17 protein-coding genes are annotated in these 24,043 nt (G+C 63.0%); 9 read left to right on the top strand and 8 right to left on the bottom strand.

Annotation, left to right across the window (positions count from 1 at the left end; all coding sequences use genetic code 11):
• The first annotated feature begins 17 nt into the window (after nucleotides 1-17).
• Nucleotides 18-776 (top strand): hypothetical protein, encoded by a 759-nt coding sequence (locus N7573_RS00485; RefSeq protein ID WP_228903388.1) that lies wholly within the window; start codon nucleotides 18-20, stop codon nucleotides 774-776.
• A gap of 20 nt (nucleotides 777-796) precedes the next feature.
• Here the strand turns inward: N7573_RS00485 and N7573_RS00480 are convergent, their stop codons facing one another.
• Nucleotides 797-1,849 (bottom strand): DNA-binding protein, encoded by a 1,053-nt coding sequence (locus tag N7573_RS00480; protein ID WP_054668669.1) that lies wholly within the window; start codon nucleotides 1,847-1,849, stop codon nucleotides 797-799.
• 262 nt (nucleotides 1,850-2,111) lie between these two features.
• Here N7573_RS00480 and N7573_RS00475 point away from each other — a divergent pair, with 262 nt between their 5' ends.
• A complete protein-coding gene (locus N7573_RS00475) occupies nucleotides 2,112-3,689 on the top strand; it encodes an AAA family ATPase (protein ID WP_046932181.1) in 1,578 nt (525 codons plus the stop codon).
• The gene (locus N7573_RS00470) at nucleotides 3,667-4,755 is read left to right on the top strand and encodes a UvrD-helicase domain-containing protein (protein ID WP_279911749.1); all 1,089 of its coding nucleotides are present in this window, start codon (nucleotides 3,667-3,669) and stop codon (nucleotides 4,753-4,755) included. Before N7573_RS00475 ends, N7573_RS00470 begins: the two co-directional genes overlap by 23 nt.
• Before the next feature lie 291 nt (nucleotides 4,756-5,046).
• Here the strand turns inward: N7573_RS00470 and N7573_RS00465 are convergent, their stop codons facing one another.
• The 6 genes from N7573_RS00465 to N7573_RS00440 all read right to left on the bottom strand — a co-directional run bounded on the left by N7573_RS00465 (nucleotide 5,047) and on the right by N7573_RS00440 (nucleotide 12,964).
• Nucleotides 5,047-5,322 (bottom strand): hypothetical protein, encoded by a 276-nt coding sequence (locus N7573_RS00465; protein WP_046935218.1) that lies wholly within the window; start codon nucleotides 5,320-5,322, stop codon nucleotides 5,047-5,049.
• 9 nt (nucleotides 5,323-5,331) lie between these two features.
• Complete coding sequence (locus N7573_RS00460; RefSeq protein ID WP_046935219.1) at nucleotides 5,332-8,520, bottom strand: CusA/CzcA family heavy metal efflux RND transporter; 3,189 nt, start codon at nucleotides 8,518-8,520, stop codon at nucleotides 5,332-5,334.
• A gap of 8 nt (nucleotides 8,521-8,528) precedes the next feature.
• Nucleotides 8,529-9,479 carry an efflux RND transporter periplasmic adaptor subunit gene (locus tag N7573_RS00455; RefSeq protein WP_080948168.1) on the bottom strand — a complete coding sequence of 317 codons (951 nt, stop codon included), beginning with the start codon at nucleotides 9,477-9,479 and terminating at the stop codon, nucleotides 8,529-8,531.
• Complete coding sequence (locus N7573_RS00450; protein ID WP_279911958.1) at nucleotides 9,476-10,753, bottom strand: TolC family protein; 1,278 nt, start codon at nucleotides 10,751-10,753, stop codon at nucleotides 9,476-9,478. The genes N7573_RS00455 and N7573_RS00450 overlap by 4 nt, the downstream gene beginning before the upstream one ends.
• Before the next feature lie 412 nt (nucleotides 10,754-11,165).
• The gene (locus tag N7573_RS00445) at nucleotides 11,166-11,783 is read right to left on the bottom strand and encodes a cation diffusion facilitator family transporter (protein ID WP_279911957.1); all 618 of its coding nucleotides are present in this window, start codon (nucleotides 11,781-11,783) and stop codon (nucleotides 11,166-11,168) included.
• A complete protein-coding gene (locus N7573_RS00440) occupies nucleotides 11,780-12,964 on the bottom strand; it encodes a DUF3703 domain-containing protein (protein ID WP_127170488.1) in 1,185 nt (394 codons plus the stop codon). The genes N7573_RS00445 and N7573_RS00440 overlap by 4 nt, the downstream gene beginning before the upstream one ends.
• A 99-nt stretch (nucleotides 12,965-13,063) precedes the next feature.
• On the opposite strand from N7573_RS00440, the gene N7573_RS00435 reads away from it, so the two are divergent.
• The 6 genes from N7573_RS00435 (at nucleotide 13,064) to N7573_RS00410 (ending at nucleotide 23,339) form a co-directional block, all read left to right on the top strand.
• Entirely contained in the window at nucleotides 13,064-13,486 is a 423-nt protein-coding gene (locus N7573_RS00435) for a helix-turn-helix domain-containing protein (protein WP_046932166.1), read from the top strand.
• A complete protein-coding gene (locus N7573_RS00430; protein ID WP_046932193.1) occupies nucleotides 13,483-14,751 on the top strand; it encodes a site-specific integrase in 1,269 nt (422 codons plus the stop codon). The genes N7573_RS00435 and N7573_RS00430 overlap by 4 nt, the downstream gene beginning before the upstream one ends.
• A gap of 24 nt (nucleotides 14,752-14,775) precedes the next feature.
• A complete protein-coding gene (locus N7573_RS00425) occupies nucleotides 14,776-17,793 on the top strand; it encodes a Tn3 family transposase (protein ID WP_046933271.1) in 3,018 nt (1,005 codons plus the stop codon).
• A 452-nt stretch (nucleotides 17,794-18,245) separates the two neighbouring features.
• Nucleotides 18,246-20,483 carry an ATP-binding protein gene (locus N7573_RS00420; protein ID WP_279911956.1) on the top strand — a complete coding sequence of 746 codons (2,238 nt, stop codon included), beginning with the start codon at nucleotides 18,246-18,248 and terminating at the stop codon, nucleotides 20,481-20,483.
• A complete protein-coding gene (locus tag N7573_RS00415; protein WP_182267800.1) occupies nucleotides 20,480-20,947 on the top strand; it encodes a response regulator in 468 nt (155 codons plus the stop codon). The genes N7573_RS00420 and N7573_RS00415 overlap by 4 nt, the downstream gene beginning before the upstream one ends.
• Nucleotides 20,940-23,339, top strand: coding sequence for a response regulator (locus tag N7573_RS00410; protein WP_279911955.1), 2,400 nt, complete (start codon nucleotides 20,940-20,942; stop codon nucleotides 23,337-23,339). The genes N7573_RS00415 and N7573_RS00410 overlap by 8 nt, the downstream gene beginning before the upstream one ends.
• A gap of 2 nt (nucleotides 23,340-23,341) precedes the next feature.
• On the opposite strand, the gene N7573_RS00405 is transcribed toward N7573_RS00410, so the two are convergent.
• Nucleotides 23,342-24,034, bottom strand: a complete 693-nt coding sequence (locus tag N7573_RS00405; protein ID WP_279911960.1) for an oxidoreductase — start codon at nucleotides 24,032-24,034, stop codon at nucleotides 23,342-23,344.
• Nucleotides 24,035-24,043: the final 9 nt, after the last annotated feature.

Below are 24,043 nucleotides of genomic sequence, written 5' to 3'. Positions count from 1 at the left end.
TCACCCCCGGAACCCGCATGCCCGGAACCTCGTCAATGACGCCATCTGGGGTCGCCAGCATCGAGGCGTTGGGGCTTCGTGGCACCCTTTTCCTTGCCGCGCTGCTGGCCGCGCAGCTACGACGCATACCGGTGGCGCCCACACGCCGCTCCACCTTGCTGGTGCTGGACGCCTTGCGAGACTTGGCCCTGATCCAAGTTCCCTGGCCAGCGGATCGATGGCAGATCCGACCCGATGCCGAGGTCACGCCCATCGAAGATCTGCAATGGGCTTTCGCCTGGTCTACCCACGAGCGCAGGCACCTGCTCCCGGTGCTGGAAGACCAACTCGGTGATATGGCACACGATGTAGAACTGGCGGACGCAAAACTAGAGCTGTGGGATGAACTTGCACTCTGGGAGACCGAGCAGTTTCTAGAGCAGCAATTGCTCAAACATCACTTCGACCCAGGCTGGGCACGTGATGTGGGGTTCGTGTTTCAATCCGGACCGCGGGGTCTGCCGATCGCGCAGTGGCGCTATTGTTGCTGGGCGGCGGTACGCCAAGGCGCGTCGGTGGCAATGCGTCTTGGCGTGCACGACAGCGCCCATGTGCGCGAGGCCATCTTTCAAGAGGTCAAGAAGCGCTTGCGCTACCTGATGACCAGTTCGCCCCAGCAAGGCATGTTCAAGCCCTACCATCTGGCACCGGAGTCCTCAGTAGCCAAGCTGTTCGTAGACTGGGTCGTACCTATGGAATGGGCGTACTGGACTGGGGAGCGCTATCCCGGCCGCTAGCAGGCAAACGAGTAGCCTCGTTAGTCCGCTCCCCCACCCTGCGTACTGCTGCGCCGGGTTCTCTTCACCGTATTTTGTGCCGGCGTCAGTTGATTCAGCAGGGGCTCCAGCGCTTCAAGACGCGCGTTGGCACGCAACGCATCGGCTTCAGCGCTCTGGCGGCGCTCACGCTCCTGCGCAAGGGTGTCTTGGACTTGAGCTAGCTCGCTGCGCAGGGCATCCAAGGCCTTGACGTCAGTCTTCCAGCGCTCCTGCAGTGCCATGTGGTCCGTTGCGGTCTGGCGCAACGCCACGATCTCGCTGTGTTGGCCTTCGTGGACCTGCCTCAACTGGACAAGCTCACGCTCAATCCGCCCATGGCGCTCCAGCCATTGGCCATTGTCGCGGTTAAGCACCAACAGCTCCTGATTCTTCGCGCCCAAGGCTTCATTGGCCTGACGTAAGGCTACTTGCAGCTCTTGGATCTGATGCTCGTGACGGCGAAGCTCTTGCTCGCGCTGCTCTTTGGTTGAAGCGCGGTAGTGCTCGAGCGCTTCCCGGGCGTGGGCATGCTTGTCCTCCAGAGAACGCGTATGCGCCTCGTAATCAGCCAGCCGCACCGTCATGCCGGCGATGCGCTCATTCAACTGGGCGATTTCCGCGACCTTGTCGCGCAGATTCTGCTGAAGTAGGGCGTGAGCGGCTTGCTCTTGCGTCAAGCTGGTCTCAGTGCGCTGCAGCTGACTGCCCAGGGCAGCGGCTTCCTGTTGGGCGGTGGAAAGCGCTTGTTGCTGACGCTGGAGTTCGGCCCCATGGCGTTCTCGCTCCCTGGTGAGGATCGCTTCTGCCTCCTCTTGAAGTCGCGCAGCCAGGCGCGCGACCAAGTCTTGCAAGGCCTCACTCACGGCCACCGCACGTGACGGACCGCCGCCCTCCTCCTCTTCCAGTTCACGCAAGTAGCGATGGATCGTGGTCTTGGAGCCCGTGTTGCCCAGAGCCACCCGAACCGCGTCCACGGAAGGCTTCTTGCCTTGGGCCAGCAGCGCGTCACGCGCTTTCTGGACATCCCCTTTGTAGAGTCCTGCGCGCGCCATGATGCTGTTCTCCAATTATTTCGTAATGTATTACATACCATGTAATTACATACTAATAAAGAGTGCAGGCGGCCGTTCGGCGGCGGCTTTGCTCAGGCGGGATAATGTTGAATTATCCCGCGTGATCGGCCACCAGCCGCCTCCGGGGTGTCTCACCCGTACGAAATCCGCCCCACTGGCCCGGTTTAGTATGAACGCCATGCCGGCGTGTCCGGATGGCTCCGGGCGCCGTGCTCGCGCTGCAGTCGTACAGGGATGAACCATGCCGATCGAACGAGTCGTCATCGAGAACTTCAAGGCGTTTGGCCACCTGGATTTGCCGCTCAACCCCCACATGAACCTGATCGTGGGCAACAACGAGGTCGGCAAGTCCACGCTATTGGAAGCTATTCATGCTGTCGTGACCGGCCAATTGCACGGACGAGGCATCGCCTACGAAATCACCCCCTACCTGTTCCACCAACCGGCTGTCGACGAGTATCTGGCACGTCTGCGGGATGGACAGCCTGGTTCGCCTCCGCGGATCGTGATCGAGGCTTACCTCGGACGGGATGCCACCCTGGCTTCATTGCGGGGTACCAACAACTCCCTCGGCGCTGACATGGCCGGCATTCGGCTGCTGATCGAACTCAACGAAGACTATCGCCCCGAGTTCGATGCCTATTTGCGCGAGCACCAGGGGGGCAGCTTGCCGGTGGAGTACTACACCGTCCGCTGGTATTCCTTCGCCAACAATGGCGTCACCGCCCGCAGCATCCCATTCGACTCCACGATAATCGATACCACCAGTGCCAAGACCTTTTCAGGCACGGATCGCTACATCGGCAGCATCATCGACCAGGTGCTTTCTCCGGCTCAGCGCGTGGCCTTGTCGCTGAGTTATCGCCGCATGCGGCAGAGCTTTTCCCAGGAAACGGACGTGGCGGCCATAAACACGTTCCTGGCCGAAAATGCGGGCGATGTCAGCAATAAGACGCTGACCGTGGGTGTGGACACCTCGGCGCGGTCGACGTGGGAGGCCAGTCTGTCTCCCTACCTGGACGATCTTCCTTTCACCCACGCCGGCAAAGGCGAACAGAGTGCGGTCAAAATGAAACTGGCCATGCGCGCGGCCGGTGCTGCGCACGTGCTGCTGGTAGAAGAGCCCGAGAATCATCTGTCCTTCTCCAGTATGACCCAACTGATCGACAAGATCGCAGCTCTGTCCACCGCCCAGCAAGTCATCATTGCAACGCATAGCAGCTTCGTGTTGAACAAGCTCGGCGTGGACAACGTGATCCTCTTCAGTGCACGCGGACACATAAAACTGGACCAACTGCCGACCGATACGCACGACTACTTCATGAAGCTGCCGGGTCATGACACCCTGCGGTTGATCCTGGCCAAGCAGGCGATCCTTGTCGAGGGCCCCTCGGACGAGTTGATCGTCCAGCGAGCCTTCAAGGATCACCACGGCGTGTCGCCGTTGGCCCGTGGCGTGGACGTGATCTCGGTCAACTCCCTGGCCTTCAAGCGATTTCTGCAGATCGCCCAACGCCTGGATATCCCAACCGCTGTCGTTACCGACAACGACGGCGACGTAGCCCTGCTGCAGGAACGCTACGCTGATTTCCTGAACTACATCTACTATGACTCCGATGAGGACGCACCCTCGCTGGAGCAACAATTGATCAAGGCAAATACGCTGGCGCAATTGAATCTGGTGTTGGATAAAACGTTCGCCGATGAGGCGGCGCTGTTGAAGTTCATGAAGGGCAACAAGACCGATACAGCGTTGGCCATCTTCAATAGTCCCCACTCGATCGTGTTTCCGGACTATGTCCAGCGTGCCATCGCCTAATCAGGTACTGCTCTCGGCGGCCGGTTCGGGCAAGACGACGATGTTGGTGCGCCAGTCCCTGGCGCGCCCGCAACGCCGGATCGCCATCCTGACCTACACGCTTGAGAACCTGGAAGAGATCAGGCGCGCGTTTGAACGGCAGGCTGGCGCCGTGCCGGCGCACGTGTCGCTCTACAGTTGGTACAGCTTTCTGCTGCGCGAGTGCATTCGGCCCTATCAGGCGGCGCTGTGTGCCCAGCCCCGCGTGGAGTCCATCCTCTTCGTTGAGGGCAGGACCAACAATCGTGCTCCCCGTAGTCAGGTGGCTCGTCACTATCTGGCCGGCGCTCGAATATATTCCGATCGCGCCGCTGACTTTGCCGTGCGCTGCGATGAGCTTACCCAAGGCCGTGTCATCGAGCGTTTGGCGGCCATGTACGACGAGCTATACATCGATGAGGTCCAGGACTTGGCCGGCTACGACCTGGACCTGGTCGAGCGCCTGCTCTCCAGCGGCATCGAGATCACGCTGGTGGGTGATACCCGCCAGGCGACCTACGCCACCAACCATTCTCCGCGTCACCAGCAATACCGTGGTGTGGCCATGATGGGGCTTTTCCAAGCCTGGCAGGCGCGGAACTTGTGTCAGATCCAGCATCGGGTGATCAGCCACCGCTGTGCGCAGTCGCTGTGTGATCTGGCCGATGCGCTGTATCCGCAGATGCCGCGCACCGAGTCAGGAAATAGCGAGCTGACCGGGCATGAGGGCATTTATGTGGTGGCACCCACTCTGGTGCAAAAATATGTACTGCAGTTCGCGCCCACCGTCCTGCGTTACGACCGGCGGGAAGCCTGCGATGGCTATCCTGCGGTCAACTTTGGACAAGCCAAGGGACGGACATACTCCCGCGTGCTGATCTATCCCAATGGCCCCCTGGCCCAGTTCCTGCGCACCGCTGACGCCTCCCGTATCACCTCACCGGCGAAGTACTACGTGGCGTTCACGCGGGCCCGGCAAAGCGTGGCCTTTGTCCTGGCAGGCGCCTGCGCCTGGCCAGGGCACCAAGTCTATGAGTCCCGAGACTAGTCGGGTGCTGCTCCCACGCTGCCGGCGCGCCCGGTGGGCTGCACAAGGCGTTGGTGTTCGGCCTGGCCTTTGGCCTGCTGGCGCTCTCTGGCGCTCTCTGGCGCACTGCTATGGCGAGCACGCGCTCCTCCGTGCCCAGCCGACCCCAGGCTGGCCGCCACCTGCACGCGATTGCGACGGATCAGCGTTTGGGTTGTGGGGCGTAGCAGCGCTCAGCACGACCTTGGGAACGGTGTTTGCCTTCGGTTGGATTGGTTGAGGGTTCGGAGGGCGGCAATGCCGCCCTCCGCTTTACCTCTTTTCGATAGGCCCACGGGTCGGTTGCGCCGGTGCCGGCCCGGGATCGTTGAATGTCAGGTGTAGTTCTGTTACGCCGAACTGAGTGGCGAGAATCTGGCCCACGACGGCCTGCACTGTGGCCAGGTCCACCGCCGATGAGGCCACTGTCACCGTGGCCTGAATGCCCAGCCCGGATGCGGCAGGCATCCACCGCAGATCGTCGACCGCCTTCACCCCGGGATCGGCGAACATCGCCGCACGCACAATTTCCAGGTCAGGCTTGGGCATGATGCTGCCTCATGCGAGCGCCGTGGTCGGGAGAACGGGCCGGTCGCGCTCTCGGTGTAACCACCGGTACAGCACGGGCAATACAAACAGGGTCAAGGCGGTCGAGGACAAGATGCCACCGATCACCACGGTCGCCAGGGGCCGCTGGACTTCCGAACCCGCACCGACATTGAGAGCCATCGGCAAGAAGCCCAAAGAAGCCACCAGCGCGGTCATCAGCACCGGACGCAGCCTGCCGAGCGCACCATCGCGCACGGCCTCATCCAGCGGATCGCCTTGTTCGCGCAGGCGTCGGATGAAGGCAATCATGACCAAGCCGTTCAACACCGCCACGCCCGATAGGGCGATGAAGCCCACGCCGGCGGAGATGGACAACGGAATTCCGCGCAGCGCCAGCGCGATGACGCCGCCGGTCAGCGCCAGCGGTACCCCGCTGAACACGATCGCAGCGTCCTTTGCCGACCCAAAGGCCATGAACAGCAGAGCAAATATGAGAGCCAAGGTGACCGGAACGACTACGGAAAGGCGCTGGCTGGCGGAGATCAATTGCTCGAACGTGCCTCCATAGGCCACCCAGTAGCCTTCCGGCATCTTCACTTCCTCGCCGATTTTGGTGCGCAAATCTCCCACGAAACTTCCCAGATCGCGTTCGCGCACATTGGCCGTGATGACCACGCGTCGCTTGCCGTTCTCGCGGTTCACCTGGTTCGGTCCACGCTCGACTTGGATGGTAGCGACCTCACGTAACGGCACGGTCCGAGGGCTACCGCCACGCCATGTCGCCTCACGGCTGGACTCATCGGGACTATTGTCCTCGGGCAACGGAATCGGCAGGTCTGCCAGCACCGCCGGATCTGAGCGCAATGTTTCGGGTAGCCGGACCACGAGAGCGAAGCGACGATCGCCTTCAATGAACTGGCCCGCTACCTGACCACCGATAGCGGTGGCCACCGTCTCCTGCACATCTCCTGGATTCAATCCATACCGTGCCAGCGCTACCGGGTCTGGGGTTACCGTGAGCAACGGCAGTCCGCTCACTTGCTCAGACTTCACGTCCTCAGCACCAGGCACTTCACGCATTGCCCGCTCGATGCGGCCAGCAAGTCGTGCGAGCTGATCCAGATCATCGCCATAGACCTTGATCGCCACGTCCGAGCGGACGCCGGAGATCAGTTCGTTCGTGCGCATCTGGATGGGCTGGGTGAACTCATAGTTGCTACCGGGGATTTTCTTGGCGGCTTGCTCCAGTTCTTCGATCAACTCTGCCTTGGGCTTGCGGGGATCTGGCCACTGATCCCGCGGCTTGAGCATGAGGAACGTGTCGGCCATCGAGGGGGGCATCGGATCGGTGGCTACCTCGGCGGTACCGATCTTGGAGAAAATGTTGGCCACCTCGGGAAACTGCGCCAATCGCTTCTCCAATGTTTCCTGCATCGCCACCGATTGCTCCAGACTCGTGCCTGGAATCCGCATCGGCTGCAGCGTGATGTCGCCCTCATCCAGGCTGGGCACGAACTCCGATCCCAGCCGCGTGGCCAGGATGCCGCACGCGACCACCAGTACCGTGGCGCCGCCCAGTACGGCCAATCGACGGCGTAGCGCCCAATCCAGCAGCGGCGTGTAGCGAGCTCGTGACCAGCGCATCAGTCGGTTATCGTGCTCGGCCACGCGTCCACGCAGGAAGGTTGCAATGGCCGCTGGCACGAACGTCAGCGACAGCATCATCGCGCCGGTCAGCGCCAGGACGACGGTAATGGCCATGGGGTGGAACATCTTCCCCTCGACGCCGGAGAGGGCAAAGATCGGCAGATAGACGGCCGCGATAATGCCCAGGCCGAACAGGCTCGGTCGAATGACTTCCGCCGTTGCCGAAGCCGTCAGGTCATATCGCTCTTGATCGTTGAGTTGCCTGCCCAGCGCATTCTGCGCCTCGCCGAAACGACGCAGGCAGTTCTCGATGATGATGACCGCACCATCCACGATAAGCCCGAAGTCCAACGCGCCCAGGCTCATCAGATTGCCCGATACGTTGCCTCGCACCATGCCGATGATGGTGAACAGCATGGCCAGCGGGATCACAGCTGCGGTGATCAACGACGCCCGGACATTGCCCAGTAACAGGAACAACACCACCACCACCAGAAGCGCGCCTTCGATCAGGTTCTTGGCAACGGTCCCTATGGTGCGATCTACCAACGCCGTGCGGTCATACACCGCCTTGGCGTGCACACCTTCGGGCAGACTGGCGTTGGCAGCCTCCAGCTTGGCCACAGCGGCCCGAGAAACGTCGCGACTGTTGGCGCCAAACAGCATAAAGGCCGTACCGACGACCACCTCATGCCCGTTCTGCGTGGCCGCGCCGGTGCGCAGCTCCTTGCCTTCGCCAACGGTGGCGACATCGCGCACGCGGATCGGGACGCCATCACGACGATCCAGCACGATGCTGCCGACCGCGTCCACATCCCGTAGCTGGCCCGGTACGCGCACCAGGAACTGCTGCCCGTTGCGCTCGATGTAGCCGGCTCCCACGTTCTGGTTGTTGCGCATCACCGCGCCAACAACGTCTTGGAGCGTGAATCCCAGGGCTACCAGTTGCGCTGGATCGGGAGTGATGTGGATCTGCCGTTCAAAGCCACCGATGGTGTTGACCTCGGTCACCCCAGGCGTGGTGCGCAGTTGCGGGCGGATCACCCAATCCTGCAGCGTCCGCAGGTCCGTGGCCGTGTACGGGGAGCCATCGGGCTTGCGGGCATCGGGCTCGGCTTCCACCGTGTACATGAAGATCTCACCTAGACCGGTAGAGATCGGCCCCATCTCAGGATCTAGCCCCTCAGGAAGCTGAGACGTGATTTGCTGCAGGCGCTCGGCGACCTGCTGGCGCGCGAAGTACAGGTCCGTCCCATCCTTGAAGACGACCGTCACCTGCGATAACCCATAGCGAGACAACGAGCGGCTGTAGTCCAACTGGGGCAAGCCGGCCATCGCCGTTTCAATGGGGAATGTCACCCGTTGCTCGGCTTCCAGCGGCGAGTAACCTGGCGCCTGGGTGTTGATCTGGACCTGGACGTTGGTGATGTCGGGCGTGGCGTCAATGGACAGCTGACGATAGCTCCACACGCCGAGCGCAATAAGCGCTGCGGTCAGTACCAGCATCAGCCAGCGATGGCGAATGGAAAAATGGATGAGGCGTTCGAGCATGGCGGGCCTCACTCTTCTTCTTCGACGGTGGACTTCTCGATGTCGGCCTTGACCAGGAAGCTCTGGGCCACCACCACCTGCTCACCGGCCTTCAGGCCTTCTAAGACTTCCACCCGTTCGGCGTCGCGTCGGCCTAGCTTCACCGGGCGCGTGTGATAGACCTCGCCCTGTTGCACGTACACCACGTCCCGATCTTCGGCGGTCTGCAGCGCGGTCACGGGGACTACCAGATCCGCTTCTGCGCGATCAACGGTAATGCGTGCTTTAACGGCGGAACCTGGCCGCCAGCGTCCATCGGCATTGCGCAAGCTCGCGCGTGCGATCGTGCTTTGGCTGGCCGTGGCGGTGCCGGGCAGCACGCGTTCCAAGGTCGTCTGCTCGGAAACGCTATCACTCAATCGGCTCACGGTCACCGGCACACCAGCTTCGATGTGCCCGGCGTCCCGTCCGAAGATATGCAGATCTACCCACAAGGTGGACAGATCTGCGATCTCGAACAAGGGCGCGCCTTCGGCGGCAGACGTGCCGACCGAGGCGGTCCGCGCCATCACCACGCCGCTTATGGGGGCGGTAACGGAATAGGTCGTCAGGCTCAAGTTGCTCTCCACCGTCGCGAGCACCTGTCCTGCCTTGACCTGGTCGCCCACGCCTACGCGAACGGCACGCACAGGACCGGGGAAACGTGCAGTCACCAGGGCGATGCGACCTTCGACCGGCGTAAGCAGCCCTTGGACTTCCTGCTCATCGGCGATCTGGCCAGGACCCACGCGGGCGGCGCGGATGCCGGCGGACTGTGCCGTTTGGGCCTCGATCGTGGTCTGTTGGGGCAGTTCTTCGTGCTCGCCTTGTTCTTCGGCCTCATGGCCTTCTTCGGCCTCGCCACGGGCATTGGGTGCCGGGCCACTACAAGCCGTCAGGGCCAATGTCAGGGCCAGCGCGATCCAGGGGAAACGGCTCATGGGGTCAACTCTCCGGAGGTGGCGGCAGCGGCAGAGGCAACCATGGCCTGGCCGGTGAGCCGTTGGATTTCGATGAGGGCACGTTGCGCATCGAGCGCGACGTCCAGTTGTTGCTGCAGAGCTGCGGTCCTTTCGGACTGCAGCTGCGCCCATTCCAGATAGCTGATGGCCCCAGCGCGATATGCACGCTCGGCCGCTTGCTCAGCCTTGGTCAGCTTGGGCAGCACATCGTCTTGAAGACGGGCCACTTCGTCACGGGCGACGGTGTAAGGGCCGTGGGCTTCGACCAGGGTGGAATACAACGCCATTCCCTGCGCCTCACGTTCGATCGAAAGCACTTCCAACTCCGCCTCAGCGGCACGAATCTCTGGTTGCGCCCGGCTTCGAGCACCCAAAGGCAGCGAGATGCCCCCCACGAGCGCGGTGTCGCTTGTGTCCTGCATCCGACGCACGCCGACTTGCCAAGCCAGATCCGACGTGCCTGCTGTGCGAGCCAGATTCAAACGTGCTTCGGCAATGCGCCGCTCGTCGACAAACTGGGCCAGCTCGGGAGAACGCTGCAGTTCTGAGGAAAGGGTTTCCAGAGAACCGATCGCCGGTAGTGCGAGCGGGTTGCCAGCGACCGGCGCCGACACGGGTTCACGCTCCCCCCAGAGGGCGGCCAGATGCTGGCGTGCAGCGCTGGCTTGCTGGGAGGCCCTTGCTTGGGCCAGCTCGGCTCTTGCCAAGGCAGCCTGTGCAGTCAACAGCACCGACTCGGGTGAGGCGCCGGCCTGCACACGTTGACGAGCAGCGGCCACGGTACGCTGGCGCTGTTGGATATCGACTTGGGCAATCTTGGCGGCCTTGTCCGCTGCAACCAATGCCAGATAGCGCCGCGCCGTTTCAGCCAACAGATCCAGCCGACGAGCTTCCCGCTGAACAGCCAGCGCATCGATGCGGCTCTGCGCCAGGGCCCTGCGCGCATCCAGTTTCCCGCCTCGCTCCAGCACCGAGCTCAGACTCACGGTGAACTCGGCGCTGTCCAAGCCTCTCGCATCTCCGGTACCCAGGGCATTCTCCACCTCGGCACCCAATGTCCAAGGCGGGCGCTGATTGGCGCCCTCGTGCTCGGCCGCCAGTACCGCGGTACGTGCCTGCACCAGGCGCAGGTCTGGATGGGCTTGGGCAACGCGGTCGAATGCGTCGTCCAATGTCATGGGGTCGACCGCCCAGGCAGGTATCCCTGCACCCAGCAGCAACCAAGCGGCCAGCGCCGCACGTCGCACTTGCATAGCAACACTCCAGAAGTTCAGACCAAGGGTTAAGGACTGGCCTACGCCAGCGCTTGGCCCGCAATAGGCGGTCGGAACGGATCGACCAATGGCCCTGTGGGCACCGTCTCCACCGCGTGTGGCTCTACGGCCTGCTGCTGCGGAGCAGGAGGTGGCGCCCAAGTCATCGCCGGAGCGGCGACTGCGTGCGCGCAGCAATGCGCGAGTTGATGCAACTGATGGAGCGATTTGCCCAAGGCGCTCTCATCAGCGGCCGCGTGGGACGTCATCAGCACTGCGTGAGCGCCGGACCACGTATGGGCTGCCTCGTGCATTTCGCCCACCGCCGTAAGCACCGGGTGCCATATGGCACCCAGTGCCAGGCTCAGCGCCAGCAGCCAGCGGAACGCGGGCAGAGCTCGCACACGCATCTTCACTCGGTCGGCTTGCCCACTTGCGTGCTGGCCCGACGTGCGTCACGCAGGATCTCGATGGCTTCCTTGATCACGTACAAACCGATAAGGGTGCCAATCACATAGTCGGGATAGGGATTGGCCAGCCACCACACCAGTACGCCCGCAAGAATGACGCCGATGTTGGCCACCACGTCGGCTCGGGTAAACAGCCACGTTGCTCGCAGATGGACCTCCCCGGACTTCAGCGGCGAGAGCATGCGCAACACGATGACGTTGACTACAAGCGATAGCAGCGCGGTGCCGATCATCCATCCGCTGAGTGGTTCGGCGCCCTGTAGTACCCGTCGTCCGACCTCCACCAGCACGCCAATACCCAGCACCAGCAGAATGCTGCCACTGAGCCAAGCGGCATTGGCCTTGAAGCGGGCCGTGCGTCCGATGGCCACCAATCCAATGGCGTACGCGGTGGCATCAGACAGCATATCCAGCGCGTCAGCCAGCAGACCTGTGGAATGGGCAATCCAGCCGGCGATGCCACCAATGACGGCCATGGCCGCGTTGAGGACCAAGGCAATCCACAGTACACGTCGCTCCTGGGCGTTCTTGGCCTCGTGATGGCAGCCACAGTCACTCATCGGGTGTTCTCCATGTAATTACGCAGTTCTGAAGGAATCGGCATCGTGCGCAAGGCGTTTACCCGAGCGCCACCGGTATTGCCTTTAGGCATCCACACCCATGTCAGGGTCGCAGCGGCCATCAGGCGCAGCAGTTGTCCAGCCATTTCGCGCATGTCGTGGGCTTGCCACGCCCATCTTGCGAACGCCCAATGACTACGCACGTGCAAGCGCGTGCGGTGCTGCGAGAGCACGTGGGCCAATTCGTACCGTTTGTAGGCCGTCGTGAGATCGCCTTGTTGTAGCGCTTGATCGCCTTGCCAAAGATATTGCGCAAAGGCCGTATCCCGTTGATCTGGAGCCTCGTTAAACGGCCAGCACATCTGCGCCCAATAGCTGGCAGGCATCGTTTCCTCGCGCAACCCGACCTCGCCGGCGCGCAGCGTTTCAGGGCGATCAAGGAAGGTGCCGCACAGACGATCCCAGATCATGAAGAACTCGCCGAAGTTGACCTGGGCATCTTCATAGTCACGCTTGTGATGCCACCGATGTACTTCGGCCACGCCTAGCCAGCGACGTAGCGGGCCAACGCGGTAGTCCAAGTTGGCGTGTTGGAAAGCCAGTTGAACACTCATCAGTGTCAGCCACGCACTGATCACCAGCGGCGGCGCACCCAAGGCGACAGTCAACCCCAAGCCCGGGCCGGCCATCAGCAGTGCACTCAACGGGTGACGACGTTCTCCATTGAGCCAATACAAGCGCTCAGCGCTGTGGTGGATAGCGTGCAGTTTCCATGCCCATCGCACCCGATGACTGAAGCGGTGCATGGCATACAGGCCCAAGTCGATCACCAGCCCCGCCAGCAGCATCTGCCCGATCAGGGGCCACTGGGTCGGCCATAGGCTGCCGGCGGGCAGCAGGCCGCGAAAGGCATGCAATCCATAGGCGGTGCCGGCCAGCAGGCCAAAGTTGACGGCGCCATGCATCAAGTCGGCTTTGAGGTCGCCTTGGCTATGGCGCCAAGACGGCTCGTAGGGCTGCAGCCACTCCAGCAGCGCCACCATGGCAATGCCCGCGGTCGCCAGGATCGCCAAGGTTGGCCAAGCCGGCAGGCCATCGGCCAATACTGCGGCCGTGCCGGCCAGAACCGCGCCCATCAGGGCGGGATACGCGGCATACCGGATCAGGCGTGAGCGCAACATGGAGAGCTCCGGACACGGGTAGAGGCGCGCGGGCGGGAGGCTGGCGGCTGGACAGGGGGCAAGGTAAAGTCCGTAGCTACTACAGAGTCAAGTCGCCACATGAAGATCAGTCAGGCCGCCGAGGCCAGTGGGTGCCATCTGGAAACCATCCGCTATTACGAGCGGATCGGCCTGTTACCCCAACCTGGTCGCACCGGCAGCGGGTATCGCGTTTACGAGCCTGCCGATATCGAGCGTTTGCGCTTCATTACCCGCGGCCGGGATCTGGGTTTCAGTCTGGAAGAGATCCGCAGCCTGCTGCAGTTGTCCGGGGACGACCAGATGTCCTGCATGGACGTAGATCGGCTGGCACGCAGTCATTTGGCTGATATCCAGGCCCGGATGGAGGATCTGCGCAGGATGGCCCGGGAACTGGAGCGGGTGATCGCCAGTTGCCATGGCGGACAACGTGCCGAGTGCACGATCCTCTCTACGCTGCGACAACCGGCCGGTTGCGCGTCGGCGGAGTGCTGCCAGGCGTGAGCGATGTGGACCGCTACCTCGAAGCGGCCACGCGTCAGAACACGCAGCGCAGCTATGCCTCGGCGCTGCGCCACTTCGAGGTCGAATGGGGTGGCCATCTGCCGGCGACGCCCGATAGCGTGGCCCGCTATCTGGCCGAACAGGCCCCCAAGGCAGCAATCAACACGCTGAAGCAACGACTGGCAGCACTGGCGCATTGGCACGCCGAGCACGGGTTCGTCGATCCCACGCGTACGCCGCTGGTACGCAAGGTCCTCAAGGGCATTCAGACGCTACACCCCCGAATCGAAAAGCAGGCCACGCCGTTGCAGCTGGCCCAGCTGACCCAAGTAGTCGGGTGGCTGGACCAAGCCACGCTGGCGGCCCAGGAGCGCGCCGACCACGCGTATGCCTTGCGTGCCATGCGCGACAAGGCGCTGGTGTTACTGGGCTTTTGGCGAGGATTCCGCGGCGATGAGTTGATCCGGCTGCAGATTGAGTACTTGGAACTGGTACCCGAGCAGGGAATGATCTGCTTCCTGCCGCGCAGCAAGGGCGACAGACAGTCGGCAGGCAATACGTACAAGGTGCCCGCTCTGTCGCGCTTGTGCGCGGTCAGTGCCACGCAGGCCTGGGTGCAGGCAGCCGCGCTAACTCAAGGCCCGCTGTTCCGGCGTGTCGATCAATGGGGCAACGTCGGCAGCCAAGGGTTGCATCCGAACAGCCTGATCCCCTTGCTGCGCGACCTGTTTCAGTCCGCAGGTCTGGAGGCCGTGGGAGGCTACAGCAGCCATTCCCTTCGCCGGGGCTTTGCGGGCTGGGCCAATGACAACGGCTGGGACGTGAAAGCCCTGATGGAGTACGTCGGATGGCGAGACGTGCACTCGGCCATGCGTTACATCCAGGGCCGCGATCCGTTCGCCCGCCAACGCGTTGAAGCCGGCCTCCAGGCCGCGCCGCCCCCCGCGCTCGCCTCGGCGGCGCTGCCAGCGCCGGCCGCGACCGTGAGCCTGACGCTGCGCCTGCTAGTGAGCCCGTTTACGCCCCGAGGCAGGGGCGCTGGCCGCGCTCGGGCACGCATTGAGGCGATGTGCCTATCCCCGTTTCAAGCCCATCGGCTTGATGCCGAGGGAAGCGAGTACCGACTCACGATGCCGGTGGTCGACGCCGCGGACATGGACGAGAGGATGGCCATGCTGCTGGATGAGATGCATCGCGTTGCCGATAACCACCACTGCTTTCTGGAAGCCTCCGTGCGCGCCGAGGACGGGCGTCACTGGGATTGACCTCAACCCTGACCAGGGCACTGCATGGCGACGCTGCACGAGACCGCGTATCCGCGCCTGAAACCTGATCCCACGGCCAAGGAACTGGACGAGATTTACACGCCCAGCGGCGGCGAAGTGCGCCTCGCACGTAGCATGGCGACCCAGCCAACCACTCAGTTGGCTGTGCTCATTCACCTGAAGATGTTCCAGCGGCTGGGCTACTTCGTGATCCTAGCCGATGTCCCAGAACGGATTCGGCAACATATTGCCCAGGCAGCCGGGCTGCGCCGGGCGCTATCCATCCGAGACTTGAATCGCTACGACGTCTCCGGCGCTAAACGCGCCCATATGGCGCGCCTGCGAAAGTTCCTGCGCGTTCGTCCGCTGGATGTCAGCGGGAGGGAATGGCTGGCAACGGTGGCCCAGGCCGCCGCTCAAACCAAGCATGTCATCGCCGACATCATCAACGTGCTGCTGGAGGAGCTGGTTCACCATCGCTTTGAGCTGCCGGGCTTCAGTACGCTGGAGAAGATTGCGGTTCAGGCCCGCGAGCAGGTGCATGAGCAGTATTACCGCAGCATCAATGAGGCCTTGACCGCGCCAGCCAAGAGCTTGATCAAGGAACTGTTGGCCGCACCGGCCAACGCCACATATACCGGCTGGAATGCGCTAAAGCGCGAGCCCAAACGGCCCACCAATAAGGAAGTGCGCTTTTATCTGCAACATATCCAACGCCTGCAACATCTGGCCCAGCAGTTGCCGGCCGTGGATATTCCGGTTCCGAAGCTGAAGCAGTTCCGCGCCATGGCGCGTGCGCTCGATGCCAGCGAACTGGCCGAACTCAAGCCGGCCAAGCGCTATGCCTTGGCGACGATCTTCATTCGGTCCCAGTACGCCAAGACATTGGACGATGCGGCCGACCTGTACATCCGGCTGATGCAGAACCTGGAGAACACGGCCCAGCAAAGACTGTTGGCCTACCAAGTAGAGCACGGCAAGCGTGCTGATACGCTTATCGCGCAGCTCAAGGAGATCCTGCAGGCTTATCAGATCGACGGAACGGACACACAGCGTGTGGATGCCATCGGACTGAGTCTGGTGGCGGACATTTCCACACTGCTGGCCGAATGCGATGAACATATGGCGTACGCAGGCCGCAACTACCTGCCATTCCTGATCCAGCCTTACAGCGTTGTCCGCCCGTTGCTGTTCAACTGCCTGGAGATCATGCAACTGCGCTCCACCAGCCAGGACGCGGGCATGGAACGCATGATCGCTGCTCTGCTGTCGCTCCGCGGTCAGCGGCGGGACATGATTGAGGCCAGCTCGATCGGTCTGGATGTTGAAAAGGATCTGGGCTGGTTGTCAGTCAACTGGCGCAGGCACGTCTTCGGCCGCAAAGCGGACTCGCTGGGGCCGGGCTGGGTGCATCGCAAGTACTTTGAGCTAGCTGTGCTGGCCCAGATCAAAGACGAACTCAAATCCGGTGATCTGTTCATTCCCCACGGGGAGCGCTACGACGATTACCGAGAGCAACTGGTGGATGAGGCCACATTCGCCCAGGAACTGGAGGCCTACGGTGAGGTATCTGGTCTGGCCACCGAGGCCAGCGAGTTCGTGCGCCATTTGCAGCAAGAGCTGAGCTCACTGGCCGACACGGTGGATGCACGTTTTCCGGAGAACGTCCACGCCGATGTGGTGGATGGGCGCCTGGTGCTCCGGAAGCTGCAACGGCCTGAGATCTCCAGCGCCATTGCCACGGTCGATGCTCTTATCACCGAGAGGCTGCCGGCGATGAGTATCGTAGACGTGCTGATCGATGCGGCTCAATGGCTCAAGCTGCACCGTCATTTCCGGCCGATTGCGGGCACCAATGCGCGCGTGGACGATCTCATGCGCCGGGTGATCACTACGCTGTTCTGCTACGGGTGCAACCTGGGCCCGACCCAGACTGCGCGCTCAATCAAGGGCTTCAGTCGGCGCCAGATTTCCTGGCTTAACCTCAAGTACGTCACTGAAGACACGTTGGACAAGGCGATCGTGCAGGTGATCAATACGTTCAACAAGTTCGATCTGCCTGGCTACTGGGGCTCGGGCAAGAGTGCGTCGGCCGATGGCACCAAGTGGAGCATGTACGAGCAGAACCTGCTCTCGGAGTACCACATCCGCTACGGTGGTTATGGCGGCATCGGCTACTACCACGTCTCTGACAAGTACGTGGCGCTGTTCAGTCACTTCATTCCGTGCGGTGTGCACGAAGCGATCTACATTCTGGACGGATTGCTGGCCAACACGTCTGATATCCAGCCTGAAATCGTGCATGGGGATACCCAGGCCCAGAGTTATCCGGTCTTTGGTTTGTCCTACCTGTTGGGCATTCAGTTGATGCCACGTATTCGCAACATCAAGGATCTGACCTTCTTCCGCGCGGAGGCGGGTCGCCCGTACAAGAACATCCAGGCGCTGTTCGGCGACAGCATCGACTGGGGCCTGATCGAAACGCATCTGCACGACATGCTGCGGGTCACGGTGTCGATCAAGTTGGGCAAGATCACCGCTTCGACGATCCTTCGCCGGCTGGGAACCTACAGCCGGAAGAACAAGTTGTACTTCGCCTTCCGGGAGCTTGGGAAGGTCATTCGCACGCTGTTCTTGCTGCGCTACATCGATGACGTGGACATGCGTCGGACTATCCAGGCGGCCACCAACAAAAGCGAAGAGTTCAATGGCTTCGTCAAATGGGTTTTCTTCGGCGGAGAAGGGATCATTGCCGAGAACGTGCTTCATGAGCAGCGAAAGGTCGTGAAGTACAACCAGCTCGTGGCCAATATGATCATCCTGCACAACGTAGACCAGATGACACGCACGTTGGCCAGCCTGCAGGAGGAGGGGATGGAGTTGAATCCCGAGGTTCTGGGCGGCTTGTCGCCGTATCGGACCAGCCACATCAATCGGTTCGGAGACTACACGCTCGACCTGGAACGTAAGGTCGCGCCTCTCCAATTCACCGAGATCGTTTTGGAGCCCCACTGGACGCAGATCGCCGAGCCGAGAGGGTAGCGGACTCTGTCTATTCAGTTTCGACGCGAAGTGCTAATAGGCCACTTCGTGGCCTCAGCGGCGTATGAAGAAGAAAAGCACGCAACATCAAAAACTTAAAACGGATTCGGCTGTATTTCTCACGAATCCCTGCCGACCCTCAAACTGGCAGCTGTCGGCAAGCATGCGGTATGGCGTTGAAGGCAAGGTCTGCAGGTTCACGGGGCGTGGTCACTCAGGAATGTGCATTCACCCTAGGCAAGTCGGTGTCGAGCGCGCGTGCAGCGCACATGTACCTTTCGCGAAACTGCAAGTGCTGTTGGCATGCTCAGATGAAGAATTCAGGTTTGAATGAAACGTTCTTCACACGCACGTACCGGTATGCGAATGCACGATTTTGCGTCACCATCCGTGTATGCCGGATGCAACGCTGGGCCATTCCAGCCATCCACGAATCCTGAGTCCCGCCTTTGATGCCTTCTGCCGAGTCCACGCACGACACTGCCCAGTCCCGTTGTGCGCGCGAACCGATTCATACGCCCGGTGCGATCCAGCCCTACGGCGTGCTTCTGGTCGTTGAACCGCAGTCCCTGCGGGTGCGCGAGCGCGCCGTCAGTCATCCCGGGCTGCTGCAGCAGTTCGGCGAACCGTTGATGCAGCATGTCAGCGAGGTACTGGGCGGCGTGCTGGCGCCCTTCCAGGCGCTGTTCCAGCAGGCCACGGCGGGCAGCAGCGCGCATGTCGGCGCCGTGCACCTGGATGGCCACGGCCGCCATCAATTGTTGGTGCATCGCTCCGCCACCGATCTACTGATCGAGCTGGAGGCGCCGGTTCCCGGCCAGCCTGGTTCGCTGGAAGAATTGTATCCGTCGATCCGCGAACTGATGACCGGCATCGAATCGGCCACCACCGTGGAAGATCTGTGCCAGCTGGCGGCCGCGCACATGCGCCGGCTGACCGGCTTCGATCGCACCCTGGTCTACCAGTTCGATCCCGGCTGGAACGGCATCGTGGTCGCCGAGGATGGCAACGGCCTGTTGCCGTCCTACCTGGACCTGCGCTTCCCCGAGTCGGACATTCCTGCGCAGGCCCGCGAGCTGTACCGCCGCAATCGGGTGCGCCTGATCGCGGACAACAGCTATACCCCTACCCCACTGATGCGGGCCGAGGACCATCGCGACGCGCCGGCTACCGACCTGAGCCTGGCCGTGCTGCGCAGCGTTTCGCCCGTGCACCTGCAGTACATGCGCAACATGGGCACTGGCGCGTCGATGTCGGTGTCACTGGTGCACGAGGGCCAGCTGTGGGGTCTGGTGTCCTGCCACACGGTGCAGCCACGCCGCCTGCCCTACCACGTGCGCACTGCCTGCGAGTTCATGGGCCAGATCCTGTCACTGCAGATCGCCCTGAAGGAGCGTGCACGCGCCATCGAAGAGCGCGTGGCGCGCCGTTCGGTGCTGGTCAAGCTACTGGCACGCATGGCCGGCGACGAGGATTTCATGGCTGCGCTGCGCCACGATGAAGCCAGCCTGCTGTCGCTGACCGGCGCTGCCGGTGCGGCCATCGTGCACAGGGGCGACTGCATGCGCGTGGGGGAGTGCCCACCCACCAGCGACGTGCTGGCCCTGGCTGATTGGCTGGCTACCCAGCAGACCGGGCAGGAAACGTACTGCAGCGACCATCTGGCAGCCGACTGGGCGCCCGGCGCGCGCCTGTCCGACGTGGCCAGCGGCGTACTGGCGGTGTCCATTTCGCAGCTGCACGACAGCTATCTGATGTGGTTCCGCCCGGAAGTGGTGCGCACCGTGCGCTGGGGCGGCGACCCACGCAAAGCGGCGGCGCCCGGCGTGGCGCTGTCCCCGCGCAGTTCATTCGAAGCCTGGAAAGAGACCGTGCAGCAGCGCAGCCTGCCGTGGAACGACGCCGACCGCGATGCCGCCCACGAGATGCGCACCGCCATCGTCGATATCGTGCTGCGCAAGGCCGAGGAAATGGCCGAGCTCAACGAGCAGCTGGTCCGCAGCAACAAGGAACTCGAAGCGTTTTCCTATTCGGTCAGCCACGACCTGCGTGCGCCCTTCCGCCACATCGTCGGTTACTCGGAGCTGCTGGGCAGCTCGGCCGGCGAACGCCTCAACGATACCGAGCGCCGCTTCCTGGATACGATCGTGGAGTCGGCCAAATCCGCTGGGACACTGGTGGACGATCTGCTGAGCTTCTCGCAGATGGGCCGTTCCACGCTCGGCCGGGTACGGCTGGATATGGCGGCGCTGGCCGAAGATGTGCACCGGAGCCTGGCTTTGGACTACGCCGGACGCGACGTGCAATGGACGCTGGCGCCGCTGCCGGAGGTGGAGGCCGATCCGACGATGTTGCGTCTGGTCTGGCAGAACCTGCTGGCCAACGCGATCAAGTTCACCCGCGAGCGCGAGCAGGCCGTTATCGAGGTCGGTCACGAGCGCAACGTCGACGAAGACCACTTTTTCGTGCGTGACAACGGCTGCGGCTTCGACATGCGCTACGTGGACAAGCTGTTCGGTGTGTTCCAGCGCCTGCATCACGTCGAAGAATTCGAAGGCACCGGCATCGGCCTGGCCAATGTACGCCGCATCATCGGCCGCCATGGCGGCCGTACCTGGGCCGAGGGCGAGCCCGGCAAGGGCGCCACGATTCATTTCACCCTACCCCGTTCCACAGGAGATCACCCATGAGGGACCTGCGGCCGATCCTCCTGGTGGAGGACAGCCCCAAGGATGCCGAGCTGACGCTGGCCGCGTTGTCGCGCTGCCAGTTGCTGAACGATGTCATCCATGTACGCGATGGTGCCGAGGCGCTGGATTACCTGCGCTGCGAAGGCAAGTTCGCCGGCGCCATGCACGGCGGCCCGGTGGTGGTGCTGCTGGACCTGAAGTTGCCCAAGGTGAACGGCCTGGAAGTGCTGGAACAGGTGCGCGCTGACCCACTGCTGAGCAGCACACCGGTGGTGATGCTGACCTCCTCCCGCGAAGAGCAGGATCTGGTGCGCAGTTACGAACTGGGCGTGAACGCATTCGTGGTCAAGCCAGTGGACTTCAAGGAGTTCTTCGACGCCATCCAGGGGCTGGGCATGTTCTGGGGCATCACCAACCAGCCACCGCCGCATCGGCCCAACGGCTCGGGGCAGCACAATGCGTGATGGATCGCGCCGCAGCGAGCGCCTGCGCATCCTCATGCTGGAGGACAGCGCGCTTGATGCGGAGCTGATCAGCGCACAGCTGCAGCGTGCCGGCCTCGATTTCGAGGCCGAGCGCCTGTGGACCCGCAATGCCTTCATCGAGGCAATTGAGAATCGCGCCTTCGATGTGATCCTGGCCGATCATGTGCTGCCCGGATTCGACGGCGATGCGGCCCTTGCACTGGCACGCGAGCGGATTCCGCAGACCCCTTTCATCTTCGTCTCCGGCACGCTGACCGAAGAACTGGCGGTGCAGGCGCTGACCCGTGGCGCACGCGATTATGTGGTCAAGCAGCGTCTGCAGCGCCTGCCGGATGCGATCCGTCGTGCGCGGCAGGAGGCTCATGAACGCACCCAGCTTGTGCAGGCGCAGGCCGCACTGAACGACAGCCAGGCGCAGTTGCAGCAGGTAACCGATGCCGTCCCTGCGCTGATCGCCCAGCTCGACACGGCGCATCGCTACCGCTTCGCGAACAAGGCGTTTCTGGACTGGCACGGCGTCAGCCTGGCCGAACTGCTGGGTCGCGCGGCACGGGATGTCAGCGGCATTTCCGCCTTCGAGCACGCCCTGCCCAGCCTGGAGCGGGTACTGCAGGGCGAGCGCACCAGTTTCCAGGTCGAACTGGTCCACCGCAGCGGCGAGTCACGATTCGTGCAGATGGACTGCGTACCGGAGCATGCGGCCGATGGCAGCGTGGTCGGCTACATCTGCATGGGCAGCGATGTTTCACTGTTGAAGCAGGCCGAACTGGCGCTGCGCGAGGACAACCAGGTTCTCGAGCGACAGGTGCAGGCACGCACCGCCGAGTTGAGGGCCAGCAAGCGGCGCCTGCAGGCGATCTTCGAATCCAGCTTCCAGCATCAGGTGCTGCTGGATCTGTCCGGGCGCGTGGTTGATGCCAATGACGCGTCACTGGCCGCGGTGCTTGCGGACAAGAAGGACACCGTTGGCGCGCGCTTCGGCGAATCGCTCTGGTTTGCCACAACCGATGGCATCAGTGCGCTGATCGACCAGGCCGTCGCCGCAGCCGTACAGGGCCGCAGTTCGCTGCATGCACTGGAACTGGAACTCCCGACCGGGCGGCGCAGCTTCGACTTCTCGTTCCGCCCGCTGCTGGATACCGAAGGCGTGGTCACCGCCGTGGTTTCCGAGGCGGTGGAAACCACCGCGCGGCTTCAGGCAGAACACGCACTGCGCCAGTCGCAGAAGATCGAGGCGGTCGGCCAGCTCACCGGCGGCATCGCCCATGATTTCAACAACATCCTGACGGTCATCTCCGGCAACGTCGAGCACGCCATGCTGCTCAATGAACGCGCCGGAGAACCCGGGGCAATGGTCAGCCGTGCACTGGACAATGCACTGAAAGGCGTCGGCCGTGCCGCCAGCCTGACCCAGCGCCTGCTGGCGTTTGCCCGTCGCCAGCCGCTGCACAGCCAGGCCGCCAACCTCAACGAACGCCTGCTGGACATGCACGACATGCTGCAGCGTGCACTGGGTGAGCTGGTGCAGCTGGAGATCCGCAACGCCGAGGACATCTGGTGCGTGGAGATCGACATCAGCCAGCTGGAGGCCTCCGTACTGAACCTGGCGGTCAATGCCCGCGATGCGATGCCGCATGGCGGCCGGCTGGTGATCGAAGTCGACAACAGCCACCTCGACCACGACTACGCCGCCCTGTTTCCCGATGCAACGCCAGGCGAGTACGTGATGTTGCGGGTGCGCGACAATGGCCACGGCATGGACGCAGCGACCCTGGCGCGCGTGTTCGAGCCGTTCTTCACCACCAAGCAGGTTGGCCGCGGCACCGGGCTTGGCCTGTCCATGGTGCATGGCTTCGTCAAGCAGTCCGGTGGCCACGTGCTGATCGACTCGGTGGAAGGCGGCGGTACCAGCATCACCATGATGTTCCCGCGTTCGGCGCTGGCGCTGCCCTGCGAAGCACGCACCCCACAGACCGGCCTGGCGGGTTACTCACCGCGCGAGGAAACCATTCTGGTGGCCGAGGACAATGACGATGTCCGCGCCCACACGGTGGATGCGCTGCGGCTGCTCGGCTACCGCGTGCTGGAAGCCCACGACGGACCCTCCGCACTGCGGCTGCTGGAACGCCCCGACACCAAGGTGGATCTGCTGTTCTCGGACGTGGTGATGCCCGGCATGTCGGGCTGGGAACTGGTGCACGAAGTACGTGAACGCTGGCCGGAAGTCGCCGTCCTGTTCACGTCGGGCTATCCACGCGACCACGACCAGGTGGGCAGCCAGGGACGCGCCGTTTCATTGCTGCCAAAGCCGTTTACCCGCAGTGATCTTGCAGCGGCGGTGCGCACCGCGCTGGAGGCGACGCCGCACTGAGGTCAGGACGCCGGATCGCGCATGCCAGCGGCGATCCGGTTGATGTCCGCGCACTCCACCGTGGCCGGCGGATGCTCCCTGGCGGCCAGTGCAATCATCGCCTGGCCCAGGGCCAGATTGCTGGTCATCAACGAAGGCGCAATCGCACCGGCCAGCTTCATCAACGGCGCGCCGCCCCAGTACAAGGGCTTCAACAGGGCATGACGGGTGCCGGTTCCCGCGACCGGCCTGACGCCACCCGGGCGCAGCATCACCGAGCGCAGCGGCAGGGCCTGCAAAGCAACTTCGGTCTCGCCCTTGACCCTCAGCGGCATCAGCCGGCTCTGAGGGTCTGCACCCGCACCGGATACATACAGAAAGCATCCCTCGGGATTCGCGGCCGCCCAGGCACGGGCCACCGCCAGCGTGGTGTCCACGGTAACGCGTCGGTACTCGGCCTCGGCGGTGCCGACCGGTGGCGCACCGGCGCAGTAGAGGCATGCATCGAACCCGGCAAGCTCCTCCACCCGCTCCTGGATACGCAGAAAGTCCGGGACAATCAGTTCGCTGCCGGTGCCGCTCAGACTGCCGGGGTGACGGACCAGCGCGGTCAGGCGGGAAACCTGCGGTGAGCGCTGGCAGGCCAGCACCACACCCTGCCCGACCAGGCCTGCGGCACCGGCCAACAGAATCCGCAATGCACCCGTCCCGACCATCATCGCACC

The organism is Stenotrophomonas sp. GD04054 (assembly GCF_029836955.1).
Classification (GTDB): Bacteria; Pseudomonadota; Gammaproteobacteria; order Xanthomonadales; family Xanthomonadaceae; genus Stenotrophomonas; species Stenotrophomonas maltophilia_A.
The sequence above is the reverse complement of the archived record's forward strand: the minus strand, read 5'-3'. Positions and strand labels throughout refer to the sequence as shown.